Origin of the sequence: Butyrivibrio sp. MC2021 (genome assembly GCF_000621605.1) — a bacterium.
In the GTDB taxonomy this organism is placed as follows: Bacteria; Bacillota; Clostridia; order Lachnospirales; family Lachnospiraceae; genus Butyrivibrio.
In genome coordinates this window covers 375,508-395,041 of sequence record NZ_JHXX01000001.1, presented here as the reverse complement: position 1 = coordinate 395,041, position 19,534 = coordinate 375,508, and the positions used below count along the sequence as shown (strand labels likewise).

Here is a 19,534-nt window from a genome sequence, read left to right as displayed (position 1 = left end):
ACTTGCGCTAACAAGGGCCGGCGGATTCATAGTCTACCGGCCTTTTTCTAAAATATGGAGGTTTTATCCATATTTCAATGAGGAATCTAAAAAGTATGGAGGGTCACGTCAATGGCAGATAACAATAATTATGCTATTGAAATGCTGAATATCACCAAACGTTTCCCTGGCATTATTGCCAATGATAACGTTACTATTCAGCTGAAAAAGGGTGAGATTCATGCTCTGCTTGGGGAAAATGGAGCTGGTAAGTCTACTCTTATGAGCGTTCTTTTTGGCCTTTACCAGGCAGAGGAAGGTATCATCAAGAAGGATGGCAAGGAAGTAAAAATCAACAATCCCAATGATGCCAATGACCTTGGTATAGGTATGGTCCATCAGCACTTCAAGCTGGTTCAGTGCTTCACGGTTCTGGACAATATTATCCTGGGCGTTGAGACAACTAAATATGGATTTTTACAGAAGGACGTAGCCAGAAAAAAGGTTATGGAGCTTTCTGATAAATATGGTCTTAAGGTTGATCCTGATGCCAAGATCGAGGACATCACTGTTGGTATGCAGCAGAGAACTGAGATCCTTAAGATGCTTTACAGAGACAACGAGATTCTTATCTTCGATGAGCCTACAGCTGTTCTTACTCCTGCTGAGATCGATGAACTTATGGAGATCATGCGCAACCTTGCCAAGGAGGGTAAATCTATCCTCTTTATTTCTCATAAGCTTGCTGAGATCATGGCAGTTGCAGACAGATGTTCTGTTCTCAGAAGAGGTAAATATATCGGAACAGTTAACATTGCCGATACCAATCAGGACGAGCTAAGCCGCATGATGGTAGGACGTGATGTTCAGCTTGTCGCTACCAAGGAAGACAAGGAGCCCGGTGAGGTTATTCTTCATGTTGAAAATATGACAGTACCTTCCAAGCTTCATCATAATAACGCTGTTAAGAATGTATCCTTTGATGTAAGGGCAGGAGAGATTGTTTGTATTGCCGGAATTGACGGCAATGGACAGACTGAGCTTGTTTACGGCCTTTCAGGACTTGAGAACTGCTCATCAGGAAAAATCACTCTTTCCGGCAAGGATATAACCCATGCATCCATCAGAGAGCGTTCCACCAACGGAATGAGCCATATTCCTGAGGACAGACATAAGCATGGTCTTGTTATGGACTATTCACTGGCTTATAACCTTGTTCTTCAGAGATATTTTGAGCCTCAGTTCAGCACCAAGGCCGGCTTTTTGAAGAAAAAAGAGATAAATGATTACGCCAATAAGCTTATAGATCAGTACGACATCAGATCAGGTCAGGGCGCTCCTACAATTGCCCGTTCTATGTCCGGTGGTAACCAACAGAAGGCTATTATTGCCAGAGAAATTGACAAGAATCCCGATCTTCTTATCGCTGTGCAGCCTACAAGAGGTCTTGATGTAGGTGCTATCGAATATATCCATAAGCAGCTTATAGCCCAGAGAGATGCAGGTCATGCGGTCCTTCTGGTATCTCTTGAGCTGGAAGAAGTTATGAGTATCTCTGACAGAATCCTTGTTATGTACGAAGGAGAGCTTGTTGGAGAGTTTGATCCTAAGACAACAACCCCTGAAGAGCTTGGTCTCTACATGGCAGGTGCTAAGAGAAAGGAGATTGGAGCATAATGGCAAAATCAAATAAACCAAGCGTATCCCGTGCTATCCTTTCCAAGCCTGCGGTTCAGTCTACTCTGGCTGCGCTTTTATGCATAGTCATTGGACTTTTAGTGGGATATATAGCGCTTCTTCTTATCAATCCGGCAGGCGCAACCAATGCGATCATCACTATTTTGAAGAATTATTTTACATACCCCTCCAAACAGGCGGCTATGAAGTATCTTGGTAATACTCTGGTTAAGGCAGCACCTCTTCTTATGTGTGCTCTTTCAATCCAATTCTGTTATCAGGCGGGTCTGTTTAATATCGGTGCCGCAGGACAGTATGTGGCAGGTGCCGGAGCAGCACTTTTCTGCGCTCTGCAGCTCAAGCTTCCTTGGCCTGTATGCCTTATAGCAGCACTTCTTGCAGGCGGTATCTTTGGTATTATCGTAGGTGTGCTTAAGTCATACCTTAATGTTAACGAAGTTATTTCGGGAATCATGCTTAACTGGATCGGTCTTTATTCAGTTAACATGCTACTTAGCGGCGTAAAAGAGACTGCCAGTCCTTATACAGTGCAGATAGCAAATGTTAATTCAGGTGCACTTCTTCCTTCATTGGGAATGGAGAAGTTCTTTACCAATAACAAATATGTGACAATTGCAATTCCGCTTTCTGTCATTATTGCAATTCTTCTTAAGATCATTCTCAGCAAGACTGTTTTCGGTTATGAGATCAAGGCTACAGGTATTGCTAAGGATGCCGCTAAATACAGCGGAATGAAAGAGAAGAAGAACCTTATCATCACTCTGTTTATAGGTGGTGGTCTTGCAGGCCTTGGTGCTGCATTCCTTTTCCTTTCAGGCTATGAGCAGTGGTCTGTTACACAGTCCTCAGTTCCTGGCATGGGATTTAATGGTATTGCGGCTACATTCCTTGGTGGACTGGATCCTATCGGAACAATTTTTGCTTCCTACTTTATCCAGCATATCACCAGTGGCGGTTCTTACCTTGATAAGAACATTTATCCTTCACAGATTTCAGATTTTATTTCCGCAATTATTATTTATCTCTGCGGTTTTGTTCTTTTCTTTAAGCTTCATCTTAACAGCTATCTCAGAAGGACAAAGGAGACGGCAAAAGAGAAGACAATTTCTTCAGCAAATAATCAGGAAGGAGGTAAGAAAGAATGATTCTGCTTCTTCAGTACACACTTTTATTTGCCTCAGTTCTGATTCTTGTTGCTCTCGGCGGATGCTTTTCCGAGCATTCCGGAGTTATCAACCTGGGACTTGAAGGAATCATGGTTATGGGCGCTTTGGGAGGAGCCCTTACACTTAAGTATATTTCTCCCAGCACACCGGCACTTTTGATTGTTTTAGCTGTTTTGGCAGCTTCAATCCTTTGCGGAGTATTGTACTCCACACTTTTAGCTGTGGCATGTATCAACCTTAAGGCTGATCAGACACTGGTAGGTACAGCTCTTAACATGCTTGCTGCAGCAGCTGCAACTGTTATTGTTAAGTCAATCAACATTGCAGAGAACCCTGATAACGTTTCATCCAACGTTCAGTACGTTCAGACCAAAAAGGCTCTTGTAGTCAACATGGGAAGCTTCCAGTTTAACTGGTTTATGCTGGTTGCTCTTATAGCACTTATCGCTGCTTATGTAGTACTTTACAAGACCAAATTCGGTTTAAGACTTATGGCCTGCGGTGAGCATCCTCAGGCTGCAGATTCAGTAGGTATCAATGTTTATGCTATGCGCTGGGCAGGCGTACTTATTTCAGGTATGCTGGCAGGCGTAGGCGGTATCGTTTATATTACAGCCGGCGTTAGTGAGTGGAAGTTCGAAGTAGGTGTAGCAGGATTTGGTTTCCTTGCTCTTGCGGTTATGATCTTCGGACAGTGGAAGCCTATCAATATCGGACTGGCAGCTTTGCTTTTCGGATTCTTCAGAGCCCTTTCCAACGTATATTCAGGCTTTGATTTCCTGGCTGCACTTAATATTCCGGGATCTGTATATAACATGATGCCATACATTATTTCACTGGTAGTTCTTGCATTTACATCAGCTAATTCAAGAGCTCCCAAGGCAGAGGGTATTCCATACGATAAGGGATCAAGGTAATTTTATGGAAGAAAGTAAGATCAGAGAATTGATAGCTAAGGCGTTGGAGATGAGGAATTTTTCTTATACTCCTTATTCCCATTTTAATGTGGGAGCTGCAATCCTGGCTAAAAACGGCAAAATTTATACCGGCTGCAATATTGAAAATGCATCCTTTACACCAACCAACTGTGCGGAGAGAACTGCATTTTTCAAGGCTGTCAGCGAGGGTGTTAAGGAATTTGAAGCTATCGCAATAGTAGGTGGTCCTGACGGGGCTACTGAGCTTGATTATTGTGCTCCCTGCGGCGTGTGCAGGCAGGTTATGAGTGAATTCTGCAAGGACGATTTCCTCATTATTACCGCCAAGTCCGAGAATGAGTACAGAACAGAGACTCTGGTAGAGAATTTGCCCTACAGATTTGGCCCTAAGGATCTTTTGGGCTGATCAAAAATTATCATTAGTATATTTGCCTTGACTTATTCCATGGGTTTATGGTATAGTATAGTACGTTGTGACAATCAGACGGTCCTCTGTTACAGAACCTATGTATTAAGAACGTCCATGGAATAGGAGAAAGAATTATGAGTACAATTATCGAAGAGCTCGAGAAAGAGCAGCTGAACGCTAACGCACCTGAGTTTCACACTGGCGATACTGTAAGAGTACACGCTAAGATCAAAGAAGGAAACCGTGAAAGAGTACAGATTTTCGAGGGAACTGTTAAGAAGATCCAGGGCGGAAGCAACCGTACAACATTCACAGTAAGAAAAGAGTCTTACGGTGTTGGCGTTGAGAAGACATGGCCCCTTCACTCACCTATCGTTGAGAAGGTTGAGGTTGTTAGAAGAGGTAAGGTAAGAAGAGCTAAGCTGAACTACCTTAAGGGACTCACAGGTAAGAAGGCTAAGGTTAAGGAGCTTGTTACCAGATAATTTGTTATTTGAGAGGCAGTTACTTTATAGTAATTGCCTCTTTCTCGTATAATAGGGGATTTCGGGGATATTATGTTCAGAAAAAAGAAAAACACTTTTACATTTCATCAGAAGAAAAGAATAATAACACCCAAACTGATACGAGAGATTTTTTCCTGGATACTTGTTACTGTTATGGCTGTGTTTTTGGCATTTGTTATAGTTACAGCCTTCGGAATGCAGGTTAAGGTCATTGGAGATTCCATGGAACCTACAATATATAACGGACAGGGAGTACTGGTTGATCGCTTGATTTTTAAGCTTTTCGGCGCAAAGAACGGCGATGTTGTAGTATTTTTACCTAACGGCAATACCAATTCACATTATTATGTGAAAAGGGTTGTGGGCTGTCCCGGTGACAAGGTGCAGATCATTGACGGTGATCTCTATATCAATGGAGTTGTTTCGAAAACAGGCAACATTGATTATGATAAAATGGAAGATGCAGGAATTGCTGCTTCTGAGCTGAAGCTTGGAAGTGGAGAATATTTCCTTTTAGGTGATAACAGAAACAGCAGTGAAGATTCCAGAAGCGCCAACATCGGAGTGGTTACCACAAGGATGATGGTTGGCAAAGCATGGTTTAAGGTCAAGAATCAACAGGGCGGCGCCGGTTTTATTCTTGACTGATTCAGTTATTGAAATATGAGGTGAATTGATGAATTATCAGTGGTATCCGGGTCATATGACTAAGGCTATCAGAATGATGCAGGAAAACATCAAGCTGATAGATATCATAATTGAACTTACTGATGCCAGGATTCCTGCGGCAGGCAGAAATCCGGATATAGACGAGCTTGGCAAAAACAAGTTCAGACTAATAGTTCTTAATAAGGCAGATCTGGCGGATCCTGTGGTAACCAAGAAATGGCGTGAGTATTATCAGGCACAGGGACTTTTTGTAATGGAGATGAACTCCAAAACAGGAAATGAGGCAGGAAAAGTGAAGGAAATGATCACATCTGCCTGTGCCGAGAAGATAGAAAGAGACAAGAAGAGAGGAATCGTTGGCAGACCTATCAGAGCCATGGTTGCCGGAATTCCCAATGTTGGTAAGTCAACTTTTATCAATAAGCTTGCAGGAAAGGCTTCTGCAAAAACCGGTAACAAGCCCGGTGTTACCAAGGGAAAACAGTGGATCACCCTTAGTAAGAATATGCAGCTTCTTGATACTCCCGGTATTCTCTGGCCCAAATTTGAGGATCAGACAGTGGGACTTCACCTTGCTCTTATCGGATCTATGAATGATGAGAACCTTGACAGTGTTGAACTTGCCTGTGAGCTTATAAATATTCTTAAAGAGTCCTATCCAAATGCTGTTTATGAGAAGTATAATATAACTAAGGAGCAGGTGGATGAACTCATGGATATGGAGTATCAGACACCTCTGAGTGCTGTGCTTTCTGCTATAGCAATCAACAGAAAGTGCTATAAACAGGGAGCTGAGCCCGATATGGACAGGGCAGCCGGGCTACTTTTGGATGATTTTCGAAACGGAAGACTTGGCAGGATTTCTTTGGAAAGACCATAATACAGTGCTTTTGCACGGAAATGCGGTGTGACATATGAGTAAGGCTATTAAGGAAATTCTTAACACAGTTTTATATTTCGCTATTGTTTTTCTGCTAACTTTTTTGTTTATTACATTTGTTATGCAGAGAACAGATGTAAGCGGCCAATCTATGGAGCCTACGCTTCATGATAAGGATTCGCTTCTGGTGGACAAGATCACTTACCGATTCAAAGCCCCTGAGCGCTTTGATGTCATTATTTTCCCTTACAGATATGGTGAGGACGAGTTTTTTATCAAGAGAATAATAGGCCTTCCCGGTGAGACTGTTAGAATTGATTACGAAGGAAATATATATATAAATGATGTGCTTCTTCAGGAGAATTACGGTGCTGAGGTTATTCTGGATCCCGGTCGTGCCGTTGAAGAGGTTACTTTGGCCAGTGATGAGTTTTTTGTAATGGGAGACAACAGAAATCACAGCATGGACAGCAGAGATGTCTCTGTTGGAAGCATTAAGAAGTCAGATATTTTAGGACGAGCATTTATAAGAATTTATCCTTTCGACAGCTTTGGAGCGATCAGAAAATGAAGTCTATATCAGAAATAAAGGAATGTTTACAGGCTGCTTCAGGCAGAGAAAAGTTAGAGTGTTTTATCGAGAGTTTTTCTGATGATGGCAGGGCAGGCGTTATCAAAATGGTTGATACCGCAAAAAAGCGCCTTGATAATCTTTTAAAAGAAATTGACAGAATCTATAAGATGAGCGAATACGAGAGACAGTATGGGGAGTTGGGGCTGTTGTGCGGTATTGATGAAGTGGGCAGAGGCCCTCTTGCCGGACCGGTCTATTCAGCGGCTGTTATCTTGCCTAAGGATTGCGACATCTTATATCTAAATGATTCCAAGAAATTAACCGAAAAAAAGAGAGAAGAGCTCTATGATGTTATCATGGAGAAGGCTGTAGCTGTTGGAATTGGCAGCAATGAAGCTGAGAGAATCGACGAGATAAATATTCTCCAGGCAACCTATGAAGCCATGACTAAGGCTGTTAATAGTCTTACGCCAAAGCCGGATGCTCTTTTGATTGATGCTGTGCATATTCCTCAGTTGGAAGCCTATAAGCAGGTTTCTATAATCAAGGGAGATGCCAAGAGCATTTCAATCGCCGCTGCCAGCATTGTAGCCAAGGTTACTAGGGACAGGCTTATGAAAGAATATGCCGCTCAATATCCCGAGTACGGTTTTGATTCAAATAAGGGCTATGGCAGTGCGGATCATATAGCTGCCCTGAAAAAATACGGACCCTGTCCTATTCACAGAAGATCCTTTATAGGTAATTTTGTATGAGCAATATTACAGGTGTGACACAATCTAATGCTCCCATTTATGTGAATGGTAATGAACAGCCTGAACAGAGCCAGCAGCAAAATGCTCCGGTTCTGAAGAACGGATCTACCATTCAGGGAACGGTTGTGTCCGTTACCGAGGGAGAAGATGGTAAAACTGCTCTGATAAATATCGGAGACGACATGATAAATGCTAAGCTTTCCAGTGAAATGGGGCTTAGAGAGGGACAGTTCCTGAATTTTATGGTAAGGGGACAGGGAAACGGCACTGTTTCCATAACCCCTTTATATGAGAATACATCTGTGGACCAGAGCACCATGAAGGCTCTGATGGCTGCAGGAATCGAGATAAATAATGACACTGTTCAGATGGTAAAGGAGATGATGTCAGCATCCCTTCCAATCGACAAGAATTCCCTTCTTGAAATGAACAAAAATCTGTCAGCATACCCCAACGCATCAATTTCTATACTGGTAGAGATGAAAAGCCTTAATATACCTATAACCGATAACAATCTGGCTCAGTATAACAGTTACAAGAATTATGAGCATCAGGTAATTGGTGAAATGCAGAACATCATGGATGAGATCCCTGAGGCCTTTAATGAGCTGATTGCCGCCGGTGATGATAAAGGCGCAGTTAATCTGTATGGAAATGTATTAAAGCTGTTTACTGAAGGCGTTGAGACTGCGGCAGAACAGATTCCCGGAGAAGTATCTCAGACACAGGCCGAGGCAGGTCAGGTCCAGGGTGAGACAGGGCAGGTTCATGGAGAAACAGAGCAGATACAGGGACAGACTCCTAAAGCCGGAGACGCTCTTGCAACGGAAACTCTTGCAAAAGATGATTCGTCTCCATTGGTTAAGGATGCCTCAAATGAGCAGACTGTCAGATATAACTATAAGCTTGAGGGCTTTGACAACACTTTAAGGAATCTTGGTGTTTCTGAGAAGACCATTAACAATATTATGAATTCAGCTAAAGAGGGAATTACCTTAAAGGACCAGAGCGCTCTTTTGAAGGAATTATCCACTCTTTTTGAAGAGGCCGATCTTTCAAGTCCGGTGGAGACGGCAGCATGGAAAAAGCTCTTTTCAGATGATACCTATAACAAGATGCTTAAGGATAATATCGAATCCCAGTGGCTTCTTAAGCCCACGGATGTGGAAAAGAAGGAAAATATTGAGAATCTCTATCAAAGGCTTGGAAATCAGGCCAAAGCCCTTGCGGAGACCATGAATAACACCCTTGGCGCTGAGGCAAAGCTTTCTCAATCAGCTAACAACCTCAGTAACAATCTGGGCTTTATGAACCAGATAAATCAGATGTTCCAATATGTTCAGCTGCCGCTTCAGATGACAGGGCAGAATGTACACGGAGATCTTTATGTGTACAAAAATAAGAACAAGAAAATGAGTGAAGACGGCTCAGTAAGCGCCATTCTTCATCTCGATATGGAAAATCTCGGCCCCGTTGATGTATATGTCAAAATGATAGATACAAAGGTAACCACCAACTTTTATGTTGCTGATGAATCAGCGCTGGATCTTATTAACGATAACATCTACATCCTTAATGACAGGCTTGAAAAAAGAGGTTATTCTCTTACTGTCAAAATGAGCCTTCAGGATGAGATAGATGGTGAGGATGCTGCTGTTGATGAGATGCTGAATGTAATGAAGACACCAGTATTATCAACAGCTTCTTTTGATGCGAGGGCATAGAATGGCTTATCAGAATAATTCAAAAGAAAAAGTAAAAACTGCTGTCGCCCTTGGCTATGATCCCAACGAAGACGGAGCTCCTAAGGTTATTGCATCAGGTAAAGGAGCCCTTGCGGAAAAGATCATCGAACAGGCCAGGGATAACAATATTCCGGTTCATGAGGACGACAAACTGGCGGATACTCTTTCACGCCTGGAGATCGGGGAGATGATCCCTCCTGAGCTATATGAGGTGGTGGCTGAGATTCTTGTTTTTGTGGATGCAATGGACAAGATTAAGGCAAAAGATCACAGAAAAAACACATGATTATGATAGATTGGTTAATAAAATTATGAATAAAAGAAATACCGGAACCTGGTACGAGAATCTTGCGGCTGAATACATCAAGCAGCAGGGGGCCAGAATAGTAAAACGAAATTATCGAACCAGAAGCGGAGAAATCGATCTGGTGGCCAATGATGGCGGATACACTTGTTTTATTGAGGTCAAATATCGCAGGGACAACAGATGCGGCGAGCCTGAAATGGCAGTTGACTATCGAAAGCAGAGACAGATTTCCAAAGTATCTAGACATTTTCTTTATTTCATTCTAAAATCCGATGAAATTCCCATTAGATATGATGTTATAGCAATTAGCGGAGAACAGGGGGCTGTCACAGTAAAGTGGCATAAAAATGCCTTTGATTATATTGAGTGAGTTTGTTGGGAGAATAAGATGAATATTGAGATTAAAAGATGCGAAGGCTCAGGAAATATGCTGGTTAAGAATACCAGGGACGTGACATATCTGCAATTTCCACGACTTAATGAGATTGATTTTGTCGATCATCTTTTCAGTACCCGCCTTGGCGGAGTAAGTAAGGGGCCATACAGTGAGATGAACCTCAGTTATACAAGAGGGGATGAAAAAGAAGCGGTTGATGAGAATTACAGACGAATAGCCGATGTTATGGGGCATGGCAGGATATTGGATGATTTTGTCCTGACTTTTCAGACCCATACCACCAATGTGATGGTGGTTACAGAAAAGGACAGGGGAAAAGGCCCGGCAATTGCCAGGGATTATACGGATATTGACGGCCTCGTGACCAATGTTCCCGGAATCATTCTTGGCACGTTTCATGCTGATTGTCCGCCCATTTACTTTGTTGATCCTGTAAACAGGGCAATTGGCCTTTCTCATTCAGGCTGGAAGGGAACAAGGGGGAATATTGCTGCTGTCACATTGGAGAAGATGCGGGATAACTATGGAACTGCAGCTTCTGACTGCATCTGTGCCATTGGACCTTCCATATGCGGAGACTGCTATGAAATAGGGGAGGATGTTGCGCAGGAATTTGCCACAGCTTACACAGAAAAGGAACTGCGGGATAACGGAATCCTAGTGCCTTATCCGAATAATAAGTACAGGCTTTTCTTGTGGAATGCCATCAGGCTTAGCCTGCTAAAAGCCGGTGTAAAAGAAGAAAACATTCTGGTTACCGATATTTGTACCAAATGTAATCCGGAGCTTCTGTTCTCGCACAGAGTTCATGGGGAAAAGAGGGGAAATCTCTGCGCGTTTTTATCTATAAAACGAGATTAAAAGTTATTAGGGAGTGTAGAAATTGTAATGGAAAATATATTGGTTGTGGATGATGACAAAGAGATAGTGGATGCTATCGAGATTTATCTGGAACAGGAGGGATACAGAACCATCAGGGCCTATGACGGCATAGAAGCGCTTGAAGTTCTTAAGGGCATCAAGGTACATCTGGCTATCGTTGATGTTATGATGCCAAGAATGGATGGCATAAGACTTGTAAAAGAGTTAAGACAGTTCAGTAAGATTCCTGTTATTTTTCTTTCTGCCAAATCCGAGGATGCAGATAAGATTTTGGGACTTAATGTCGGAGCTGACGACTATATCTGTAAGCCTTTTAATCCGTTGGAACTTGTGGCCAGAGTCAAGTCCAATCTAAGAAGATATATAGATCTTGGAAATTATAAGACAAGGCCCAATGTTTATACCTCAGGCGGGTTGATGGTTGATGATAATTCCAAAGAAGTTACAGTCTTTGGCGAGATGATAAGGCTTACCCCTATCGAGTACAATATACTTGCATTTCTTATAAAAAACAAAGGCAAGGTCTTTTCTATTGAACAGATCTATGAAGCAATCTGGGACTGTGTCGGAGGGCGAGGAGACAATACCATAGCTGTTCACATAAGGCACATCAGAGAAAAGATTGAGATTAACCCGAAGGATCCCAAATATCTGAAGGTTGTTTGGGGAGTTGGATATAAGATAGAGGATGACTTAATTTAATGGGGAACTTTTTTACTAGAAATATAAGAGCTATTCGACTTATACAACATATTCTTGCAGCTGTGACAGCAGTGCTTTTTATACTTGTTTTGACCGGATCTGACATTATTATATCCGGAGTAAAAGGGGACTATTCTTATAACCTTTACGAATCTGACAAGAATCGCAGCTATGAGGATTCATATCTTTTTAATAACATTCTTGGTAATAATCTGTCGGATGTTATAAGGCTTGCTGCCCAGAAGAGTCAGCTTGAGACCAGGGGAGAGTATGACGGGGAGAAAAAGCTTGATGTAACTGCCTACGTGAATAGAAATTCAGTTCTTTTCGGTGATTATCTTACTGCTGTTTATAAGGTTTCAGATCTTTTGAAGTGGGCCCAGGCCGGTTTTACTTATGAGACCAGAAGCTTTACTCAGGAGGAAAGTGCTGCTTTTCTCAGCAGTTCCACTACTTATACCCACCTAAAAAACAACATGGCTTCCGGGGGCATGAATTCTTACTTGAGTTCCCAGATTGAAAATAACAGTGTCGCCTTTTCTGTTACCGGAAACACTGATAATTCCGGCGGAGACCATACAGTTCTTTTGCAGAGATATCAGACTGCCAATGGGAAAAATATTGAAAATCTCGTGGCGGGTTGGGATGAGTATAACCTCCTTTGTTCTTATGTGGAAGAGGCTTCCAAGGAACTTCAGAAGAATTATAAGGAATATGAGGAACTGTCATCATATTATAGCTATGAGAACAGCAATCTCAGGTATTTTATCATTAGAACTGTTAATGGTAAGAATGAGATTTTTACTAATATCGATAACCTCAGGACAGAGACTGCAGGTGTGGATGTCATGGGGCTTTTTGAGAGTTATGGAAAATATATTTACTATTGCCCTTACGAGCTGGATTATGAGACCAACACTCTGATAAAAGAGGATGTTCTAAGAGAGATCATCAAAAAATATGGTTATGCTTTCCCGGATCAGATCAAGGTTTATATTGCTGTTGATACCAACCAATATACAGTTTTAGATAGCATTGCTCAGGGAAAACGTGGATTTTCCAAATATATGCCCTATAAAAGGCAAATGCTTATACTTATAGGTATTGCAGCTGTGCTGTACTTGTTTTGTCTGTATTTTAATCTCAGGAATATTTCATCTGAGAATAAGACTGAAGGAGAACATAGCCTTTTTACCGAAGGGATTATCCTTATGGGAGGAGTGGTAATAGCAATTCCCATAGTTACTCTTTTGGCTTACAGCTATATTTCAGGCAATGGAATAGGAAAGCTTGTAAAACTCTCATTCTTCCCTTTTGTGGCTGCAGGGATGGCTTTTGTCATGGATATTGGGCTGCTTTTCATAGTATATACCCTGGCATCCAAGGCTAAAGCCGGCAGACTGTGGGAAGACAGTTTCATGAACTTTATCGGTCTGGCAATGAAAGATGTAATTGTTAAGACCACGGATAACGGAAATATCATTATCAGAACATGGGTACCTTATCTCACTTTTGTGGTTTTGAATATCCTTTTGATAAATCTGGGAATATCCGGTATTGTCATCGCTGCAATTCTTGATATCCTTGTAGGAATTTATCTCTACAGACAGAACCTTGACAGAGACAGGATCATACATGTTATTGAGAATATTCAAAATGGGGACAGTAAGGCGAAGGTAAACATTCATGAGTTTCATACTGATAATATTAATCTGGCCAGAGCCGTAAATTCCATCAGCGAAGGAATCAGCCTTGCGGTTAATACCAGCATGAAGGATGAGAAGCTCAAGGCTGATCTTATTACCAATGTTTCCCATGATATAAAGACTCCACTTACATCTATTATCAATTATGTTGATCTTTTGAAGAGAGAGGATATAGAGAATGAAAAGGTAAAAGAGTACCTTGATGTTCTTGAAGTTAAGTCCTATAAACTGAAACAGCTCACAGAGGACCTTGTGGAAGTGTCCAAGATTTCTTCGGGTAATATCAATATTACTCTTTCAAAGATTAATTTTGTTGAGCTCATGAACCAGACTGTAGGGGAGTTTTACGAAAAATTCGAGAAGCATGGACTTAAACCGGTTGTTCATTCTCATGAACCACAGATGGAGATAATGGCTGATCCCCGTCATTTGTGGAGAGTTATTGAAAATCTGATTAATAATGTATGTAAATATGCTTTGGCAGGAACAAGGGTTTTCCTGGGAATTGGATATCAGGATGATGCTGAGACCGGAAAGAGACTTGTCGTATTTTCAATAAAAAATATTTCCGCCAATGAACTCAGCCTCGATGAAACCGAGCTTACAGAGAGGTTTATCAGAGGAGATGTGTCAAGAACCACCGAAGGAAGCGGTTTGGGCCTTTCTATTGCGAAAAGCCTGACTGAGATCCAGGGAGGTGTGTTCGATATCAGGATTGATGGGGATCTTTTTACTGTATTTCTCAAATTTGACGCTGCAGATGCAGATCCGGAAGAATGATCTATTAATAATTTGTTCATTTGACCCAAGGACCTAAATTATTTTATAATTTAATGTAAGCATTGATGCGCTTCGGCGAAGAAAAGGATTTCGCAGCCTATTATGTAATTGGAGGGAAAAATGATGAATGGATTCATCTTCCGAAGAGCGGGGGTTATTCTTTCTGCTGTTCTGGTTTTTAATTCATTTGGCATTTTTGCTAATGCCATAGAAAATGACTCAGAATTGTTATCTGAAGAGGAGATAACTCTTTCTGATGAAGTCTTTGATGAAGAAAATTCCGATAACGAAGATTATTACGAAGAAGACTATTACGAGGAAGCTGACGAGGTCTATGACGAGGAGCCTTATGTAGATATTGATGAGGACTTCTTTGAAGAAGAATGTGAAGAGGATTCTGACTCATATGTAGAGGAAGAGTCTGATTTTGAAGACTTTGGAAATAACGGAGCAAGTGATTCTGAGGATACTTCCGAGAATGCTCTTGAAAACGAAAAGGATCAGTATTTCACCGTCAGATATGTAAGTGAAGAAAATGGTGTGGCAGACCTTCCTGTAGATAACACCTATTACAAAAAAGGTGATACCGTGATGGTTTCCTATATTGAGCCCTATAAAGAGGGATATTCTTTCTGGGGATGGAGCCTTACAGGGGATTCTTCCTGCGTATATTCAGGTGGATATTGCTTCGAGATCACAGAAGATGTCACACTTTATGCTACCTGGGCAGTTGATGAGTATTTCTATGAGAATCAGAATTCCTATTTATATTACAAATGGCAGAACAGTTCGGCAGTTAAGACAATCAATTCCTACGTTAAGTCACTGAAAGGTAAGTTTAATCCTACATACAAGTACAAGGGTGTGGTTAAATCCATCCAGTGCTGTGCTTTGACGGACCAGATTTGGGAAAATGCTCTGGGGATCGGCAGATACTCCACTCCCGACAGCTACAAGATCATTGATTCCAAGAAAAAGCTTGGAAAGACCGAAATATATGAGTTTCTTAAGGCCAATAACGCACAGCCCGGAGATATTATCTGGTGCCACGATCCCGTTAGTGCCAAGAAGTACAATATCACCCACTACATGATACTTATGGGCTATGACAAAAACGGAATCACCATTACCGATGGATATGAGAGAAACGGTAAGGGAATCGTCTGGAAGAATAATCAGAGAGTTTCCTATACAGGAGATCACGCCAAGTATTTCTCAGGTAAGTGCTATATCAGACTCTATCATGTAACTAAGACAAATTTATAAATATACGTATATTTTAAACGGGGACGGTTCAAACCGTCCCCGTTAACTTTTGTGATCTTAACCTGAACTTTATGCTCTTAACTTGAACTTTCCGACAACATCCGACAAAGTTCTGGAAATCTCCTGCTGTTTGACAGACATATCGGATACGCTGTCAACCACACCGGATACGGTGTTGACAGTATCTGTGATCTCGGAGCTTCTTGATGCGGTATCCTGTGTTGATTCTGTAATATTCTGAATAGCACTGCTTACTTCATTCATTGCGCCACGTATTGTACCCACCATTTCAGCGATGGAGCTTGACTGGCGGCCAAAGGATGCGGCGTCATTACCATACTCCTGCGCAATATTTACAAAGTTATCATAATCGCTCTTTACCGTCTCATTCAGGAATTTCAGAAGCTCATTGGTGGCATTCAGAAGGTTCTCAAATGCAGCCTGAACATTTTCTACTGTGCCCTGAATCTGGCCTACGGCCTCTGCAGTTTCTCCCGCAAGCTTATTGATCTCGGAAGCAACAACCGCAAAGCCTTTGCCGTGTTCGCCGGCTCTTGCTGCCTCGATCGAAGCATTTAATGACAAAAGATTGATCTGGTCTGCAATCTCCGCAATGGAATCAGCAAGGGATCCGATTTCCTTAACGACTTCTGCCTGAGAATTGGCTTCCTCAACATCTCTTTCTCTTTCAGAAGCAATGAGAGCAGCATTTTCACTGGCCTTCCTTGATTTTTCTTCGATATCTGCAGCCTTGCGCTGTATATCATCTGCCTGAGTCCTGGTTTCATCGGCCTGACCGGAAAGCATCTGTACTGAAGCATTAACTTCTTCGATTGAAGCATTAACCTGTTCCGTCGCAGCGGATGCACTCATCATGGCATCATTAACGCCGGTCATGTTGTTTCTGATCATCTGGAAATCATTGGTGAGCTGTTCAGCCATGTTTCCAAGATTTGTAGAAGCTTCATCGATTCTTCCGGACTCCTCTGAAACCTGTGTAATAACAGATTTATTGCTCTCATACATGTTATTTAAGGACAGGGACATCTGTCCAAGTTCATCAGAACTCCTGGTTTTAATCTGATCAATAGTAAAGTCGCCCTTTGCAAGCTCTCCCGCAAAGGCCTTAACGCTGTTGACATTCTTAACAATGGACAGTGCCAGCAGAGTTATGATGGCAACGCAGATAATAAGTGCCACTAAGCCTATAAAAAGAAGGAATGTCCTTATGGAATTTATACTCTCATTCATCTCACTTTCAAGGAGCGTTACGCCCAGCTTCCAGTTAACATCCGGAACAGTACCGTAGAATAACAGATACTTTTGACCATCCTGAGTGAAAGAGGTCACACCTGATGAATTGGCCATCACCTGAGTACTTGCAGCTGCAAGGGAAGCATTGGGATCATTGGCAATATTAAGTGCCTGTGAGATCTTACCGTCGTCTGCATCATAGAGATATGCGCCCTCAGAATCAAGAAGTATCGGAGCAGAGTTTTTGCCCAGGGAGATGCCTGATACCATGTTCTGGATCGAATCCAGATATATATCAACAGTTATACAGCCTGAGTAATATCCGGCAACATCATAAATAGGAGCTGAACAGGTTGCCATTACTTTTCCGCTGGATGGGTCATAATAGGGATTTGTAATGTTGCACTGTCCCTCGGGAAGGGTTGCTGCTACTGTATAGTACTCCTGTGAAAAATAATCATATTCTGCATTGGAGTATTCATCAGTATAAGTGATGGTATTTCCGTCTCTGTACCAGTAAGGACCTGCATATGTCCTGTGCTCATATACTCCCTGCTTGAACCATATGCCGGCTCCTGAAATAACATCATTTGATAAAACAGCCTTTTTAAAAATAGCCTGGTACACATCAAGATCGGTGGAACTGTAGGTTCCGCCCACAGTATTTGCCAGGGTTACTGCAGTGGACCTTAGGGTCATGAGGGTAGCATTTATATCACTTACATTTGCAAGAATTGACTCTTCTGCCTTCTGCGTTGTCAGAGTCTGTATTGACTCTGATGATCTGCTCACGCTCACTGTTGTTACAAGAATAAGTGCCAGTGCAACAGCAGGAATTATTCCAAGGAGCATCTTAGATAGTAAACTTGTTTTCTTAAACATAAATGGCTCCCTCCTTATTCTTCTTCATCAAAGGGCTCTCGGCCAAACTGAGGATCATTGTTTCCGGATTCTGTAATGAACATCTCAAGCATGTTTATAGGATCATTAAAATCTGCAAGCCAGCCTTCGCGGGCCACATCATAATTGCCGTCCTTGCGGTCCTGCAGGAAGGTTGGCCAATCTTCCTGCACTACAGTTACCTCTATTCCTACCTCTGCCAGGTCCTTTTTAATTGCTTCTGCTACAAGAATGTGGGACTGACTGTTATTGGTCAGGAAATCAAAAGCAATAGGAGTATCCGGTGAGAGCTTTCCGTCTGAACCAAAGGAATATCCCGCCTCTTCCAGCAGCGCTTTTGCCTCATTGACAGATGCATCTGTCTTCTCTGCAGGATAATAACCGGTTGAAGATGCATCCGGGAAAGCATATTTATCATCACTGGTCTTGAACACACCGCCATTACCGTCAAGCATTCCCTCAGGAATAAAAGAGGTTGCAATGACCTGTCCTGTCTGTCCGATGTTATTTACGATATAAGATCTGTCAATAAGAAGCCCCATGGCACGTCTCATGGCAGCAGCCTGAGCTGAGGACTTACCGTCAAACATATGGCTGTTTACATTAAAAGCAAAGTAGTAGGTTCCAAGGCTTGGAGCTATAACAAATTCAGGATCGTTGGAGGAAAGAAAACCCGGAATTGCTTCAGTGGGTACTGAATCCGCAAAGTCAATTTCTCCGTTTTTGTAAGCGCTGAATATCACTTCTTCGTCAGCTGTCGTGAAAAAGACAAGCTGATCTACCGATACGTTGTCTGCATCGTAGAAATATGGATTCTTGACATATACCATTTTGTCGCCGGGAATCCATTCCTGCAAAGTGAAGGCTCCGCTGGCTACAAAGCCAACATTTTCTGCCCAGGCCCCGGGATTAACTCCATCAGGATCTGCAGCATCAACACAGGCCTGATTTACCGGGAAGAATATAGGAAAGGCCATAAGGTCAAGGATATATGCGCAGGGAGATGTGAGGGGGAAGGTGAGGGTATTATCATCAATTGCCTTCGCCTTAACTTTGCCATCATCATAGCCTGCGAAATTACTGAACATATAAGCATAGTCTGCATTAAGAGATGATGAGACTGCTCTGTTCCATGAATATACGAAATCCGATGCTGTAAGAGGTGACCCATCGGACCACTTTAAATCTTTTCTCAAATGGAAGGTATAGGATAAGCCGTCCTCCGATACTTCATAAGGGTTTGCCGGATCCGCAAGAGCCGGGATGCATTCTCCTTCCGCATTATAGGTGTAGAGTCCGGCAAAGGTGTTTGCCACAAGACATGCTCCATCTACAGAGGAGTTAAGGGTGGGATCCAAGTATGTGGGATCTGATGAAAGGCTCACCCTCAAAATGTTGTCTGCGCAGCCTGTTGCATACATAAAGTATTTGGTACCAAAGAGAGATGAATAGATTCCATTAATGGAGGTTTTCTGAAGATAAGGATCATTATAATAATAGAGCGGCACCACAGCACCTGTAGACATGAGGATATCTTCTGCGCGGTGCATCATTACCTCACGTTCATTGTAGTCAGTGGTGTTTTTAATGTTAAAGATGAGCTGATTGTACTCAGTCCAGTCAGGGGCTGCGCTGTTGTGTACAGAATTGGTCAGGGTGGTCGGCCAGGTAGCTTCGGAACCTGTGCCGGCGCTATCGTCTGCGGCATTTTCCTGCGAAGCATCTGTGTCAGCCACCTCATTTCCGTCATTAGCAGACTGTTTGCCACATGCAGTAAAAAGACTCAGTGTCATAGCCAGAACTAAAACACATGATAGGAGTTTGTTGCGCATTTTAATACCTCCCGGATTATGATCCTAAAAAGATTTTTGTGTATAGAAGCCCATATAGATATATATCTGCATATTATTGGCAAAACTTTAGTCAATTTATAAAAATATTAGAATAAACAGTTTTTGTATAGAAAAATCCACGGCGTAAGCCGTGGACTTTGTCTTCAGTCTGAAGCCAGGGTTTTGGCC

The 19,534-nt window shown here is 42.2% G+C and carries 18 protein-coding genes; 16 read left to right on the top strand and 2 right to left on the bottom strand.

Annotated features, from left to right (window positions below; genetic code table 11):
* Positions 1-111 precede the first annotated feature (111 nt).
* From T359_RS0101575 to T359_RS0101500, 16 genes are all read left to right on the top strand, one after another.
* Positions 112-1,656, top strand: coding sequence for an ABC transporter ATP-binding protein (locus T359_RS0101575; RefSeq protein ID WP_026515953.1), 1,545 nt, complete (start codon positions 112-114; stop codon positions 1,654-1,656).
* Positions 1,656-2,822 carry an ABC transporter permease gene (locus T359_RS0101570; RefSeq protein WP_051544852.1) on the top strand — a complete coding sequence of 389 codons (1,167 nt, stop codon included), beginning with the start codon at positions 1,656-1,658 and terminating at the stop codon, positions 2,820-2,822. Before T359_RS0101575 ends, T359_RS0101570 begins: the two co-directional genes overlap by 1 nt.
* Positions 2,819-3,760 (top strand): ABC transporter permease, encoded by a 942-nt coding sequence (locus T359_RS0101565; protein WP_026515951.1) that lies wholly within the window; start codon positions 2,819-2,821, stop codon positions 3,758-3,760. The genes T359_RS0101570 and T359_RS0101565 overlap by 4 nt, the downstream gene beginning before the upstream one ends.
* A 4-nt stretch (positions 3,761-3,764) precedes the next feature.
* The gene (locus T359_RS0101560; protein ID WP_026515950.1) at positions 3,765-4,187 is read left to right on the top strand and encodes a cytidine deaminase; all 423 of its coding nucleotides are present in this window, start codon (positions 3,765-3,767) and stop codon (positions 4,185-4,187) included.
* A gap of 137 nt (positions 4,188-4,324) precedes the next feature.
* Positions 4,325-4,675: a 50S ribosomal protein L19 gene (rplS, locus tag T359_RS0101555; RefSeq protein ID WP_026515949.1), complete on the top strand. Its 351-nt coding sequence runs from the start codon at positions 4,325-4,327 to the stop codon at positions 4,673-4,675.
* A 72-nt stretch (positions 4,676-4,747) separates the two neighbouring features.
* Positions 4,748-5,344 (top strand): signal peptidase I, encoded by a 597-nt coding sequence (gene lepB / locus T359_RS0101550; RefSeq protein WP_026515948.1) that lies wholly within the window; start codon positions 4,748-4,750, stop codon positions 5,342-5,344.
* A 28-nt stretch (positions 5,345-5,372) separates the two neighbouring features.
* The gene (ylqF, locus tag T359_RS0101545; RefSeq protein ID WP_026515947.1) at positions 5,373-6,245 is read left to right on the top strand and encodes a ribosome biogenesis GTPase YlqF; all 873 of its coding nucleotides are present in this window, start codon (positions 5,373-5,375) and stop codon (positions 6,243-6,245) included.
* Positions 6,246-6,279: 34 nt separating this feature from the next.
* Positions 6,280-6,816, top strand: coding sequence for a signal peptidase I (lepB, locus tag T359_RS0101540; RefSeq protein ID WP_026515946.1), 537 nt, complete (start codon positions 6,280-6,282; stop codon positions 6,814-6,816).
* Positions 6,813-7,574 carry a ribonuclease HII gene (locus tag T359_RS0101535; protein WP_026515945.1) on the top strand — a complete coding sequence of 254 codons (762 nt, stop codon included), beginning with the start codon at positions 6,813-6,815 and terminating at the stop codon, positions 7,572-7,574. The genes lepB (T359_RS0101540) and T359_RS0101535 overlap by 4 nt, the downstream gene beginning before the upstream one ends.
* Positions 7,571-9,298, top strand: a complete 1,728-nt coding sequence (gene fliK, locus T359_RS0101530; protein ID WP_026515944.1) for a flagellar hook-length control protein FliK — start codon at positions 7,571-7,573, stop codon at positions 9,296-9,298. The genes T359_RS0101535 and fliK overlap by 4 nt, the downstream gene beginning before the upstream one ends.
* 1 nt (position 9,299) lies before the next feature.
* Positions 9,300-9,605 carry an EscU/YscU/HrcU family type III secretion system export apparatus switch protein gene (locus T359_RS0101525; protein ID WP_026515943.1) on the top strand — a complete coding sequence of 102 codons (306 nt, stop codon included), beginning with the start codon at positions 9,300-9,302 and terminating at the stop codon, positions 9,603-9,605.
* A gap of 25 nt (positions 9,606-9,630) precedes the next feature.
* Positions 9,631-9,996, top strand: a complete 366-nt coding sequence (locus tag T359_RS0101520; RefSeq protein ID WP_026515942.1) for a YraN family protein — start codon at positions 9,631-9,633, stop codon at positions 9,994-9,996.
* Between the two features lie 18 nt (positions 9,997-10,014).
* Positions 10,015-10,884 carry a peptidoglycan editing factor PgeF gene (gene pgeF / locus T359_RS0101515; protein ID WP_026515941.1) on the top strand — a complete coding sequence of 290 codons (870 nt, stop codon included), beginning with the start codon at positions 10,015-10,017 and terminating at the stop codon, positions 10,882-10,884.
* Between the two features lie 27 nt (positions 10,885-10,911).
* Positions 10,912-11,607 (top strand): response regulator transcription factor, encoded by a 696-nt coding sequence (locus T359_RS0101510; protein ID WP_026515940.1) that lies wholly within the window; start codon positions 10,912-10,914, stop codon positions 11,605-11,607.
* Positions 11,607-14,093 (top strand): sensor histidine kinase, encoded by a 2,487-nt coding sequence (locus tag T359_RS0101505; RefSeq protein WP_026515939.1) that lies wholly within the window; start codon positions 11,607-11,609, stop codon positions 14,091-14,093. Before T359_RS0101510 ends, T359_RS0101505 begins: the two co-directional genes overlap by 1 nt.
* Positions 14,094-14,213: 120 nt before the next feature.
* Positions 14,214-15,359 carry an InlB B-repeat-containing protein gene (locus T359_RS0101500; RefSeq protein ID WP_035783447.1) on the top strand — a complete coding sequence of 382 codons (1,146 nt, stop codon included), beginning with the start codon at positions 14,214-14,216 and terminating at the stop codon, positions 15,357-15,359.
* Between the two features lie 69 nt (positions 15,360-15,428).
* Here the strand turns inward: T359_RS0101500 and T359_RS0101495 are convergent, their stop codons facing one another.
* Positions 15,429-17,495, bottom strand: coding sequence for a methyl-accepting chemotaxis protein (locus T359_RS0101495; RefSeq protein WP_026515937.1), 2,067 nt, complete (start codon positions 17,493-17,495; stop codon positions 15,429-15,431).
* A gap of 14 nt (positions 17,496-17,509) precedes the next feature.
* Positions 17,510-19,345 (bottom strand): peptide ABC transporter substrate-binding protein, encoded by a 1,836-nt coding sequence (locus tag T359_RS0101490; protein ID WP_026515936.1) that lies wholly within the window; start codon positions 19,343-19,345, stop codon positions 17,510-17,512.
* Between the last annotated feature and the right edge of the window lie 189 nt (positions 19,346-19,534).

Bases quoted from the DNA above. Each gene is read 5' to 3' on its own strand.
- lepB (WP_026515948.1), top strand. From the start codon at position 4,748: ATGTTCAGAAAAAAGAAAAACACTTTTACATTTCATCAGAAGAAAAGA.
- T359_RS0101490 (WP_026515936.1), bottom strand. From the start codon at position 19,345: ATGCGCAACAAACTCCTATCATGTGTTTTAGTTCTGGCTATGACACTG.
- T359_RS0101565 (WP_026515951.1), top strand. From the start codon at position 2,819: ATGATTCTGCTTCTTCAGTACACACTTTTATTTGCCTCAGTTCTGATT.
- T359_RS0101560 (WP_026515950.1), top strand. From the start codon at position 3,765: ATGGAAGAAAGTAAGATCAGAGAATTGATAGCTAAGGCGTTGGAGATG.
- T359_RS0101520 (WP_026515942.1), top strand. From the start codon at position 9,631: ATGAATAAAAGAAATACCGGAACCTGGTACGAGAATCTTGCGGCTGAA.
- T359_RS0101570 (WP_051544852.1), top strand. From the start codon at position 1,656: ATGGCAAAATCAAATAAACCAAGCGTATCCCGTGCTATCCTTTCCAAG.
- T359_RS0101575 (WP_026515953.1), top strand. From the start codon at position 112: ATGGCAGATAACAATAATTATGCTATTGAAATGCTGAATATCACCAAA.
- T359_RS0101510 (WP_026515940.1), top strand. From the start codon at position 10,912: ATGGAAAATATATTGGTTGTGGATGATGACAAAGAGATAGTGGATGCT.
- T359_RS0101495 (WP_026515937.1), bottom strand. From the start codon at position 17,495: ATGTTTAAGAAAACAAGTTTACTATCTAAGATGCTCCTTGGAATAATT.
- T359_RS0101535 (WP_026515945.1), top strand. From the start codon at position 6,813: ATGAAGTCTATATCAGAAATAAAGGAATGTTTACAGGCTGCTTCAGGC.
- fliK (WP_026515944.1), top strand. From the start codon at position 7,571: ATGAGCAATATTACAGGTGTGACACAATCTAATGCTCCCATTTATGTG.
- T359_RS0101500 (WP_035783447.1), top strand. From the start codon at position 14,214: ATGATGAATGGATTCATCTTCCGAAGAGCGGGGGTTATTCTTTCTGCT.
- T359_RS0101525 (WP_026515943.1), top strand. From the start codon at position 9,300: ATGGCTTATCAGAATAATTCAAAAGAAAAAGTAAAAACTGCTGTCGCC.
- T359_RS0101505 (WP_026515939.1), top strand. From the start codon at position 11,607: ATGGGGAACTTTTTTACTAGAAATATAAGAGCTATTCGACTTATACAA.
- rplS (WP_026515949.1), top strand. From the start codon at position 4,325: ATGAGTACAATTATCGAAGAGCTCGAGAAAGAGCAGCTGAACGCTAAC.
- ylqF (WP_026515947.1), top strand. From the start codon at position 5,373: ATGAATTATCAGTGGTATCCGGGTCATATGACTAAGGCTATCAGAATG.
- pgeF (WP_026515941.1), top strand. From the start codon at position 10,015: ATGAATATTGAGATTAAAAGATGCGAAGGCTCAGGAAATATGCTGGTT.
- lepB (WP_026515946.1), top strand. From the start codon at position 6,280: ATGAGTAAGGCTATTAAGGAAATTCTTAACACAGTTTTATATTTCGCT.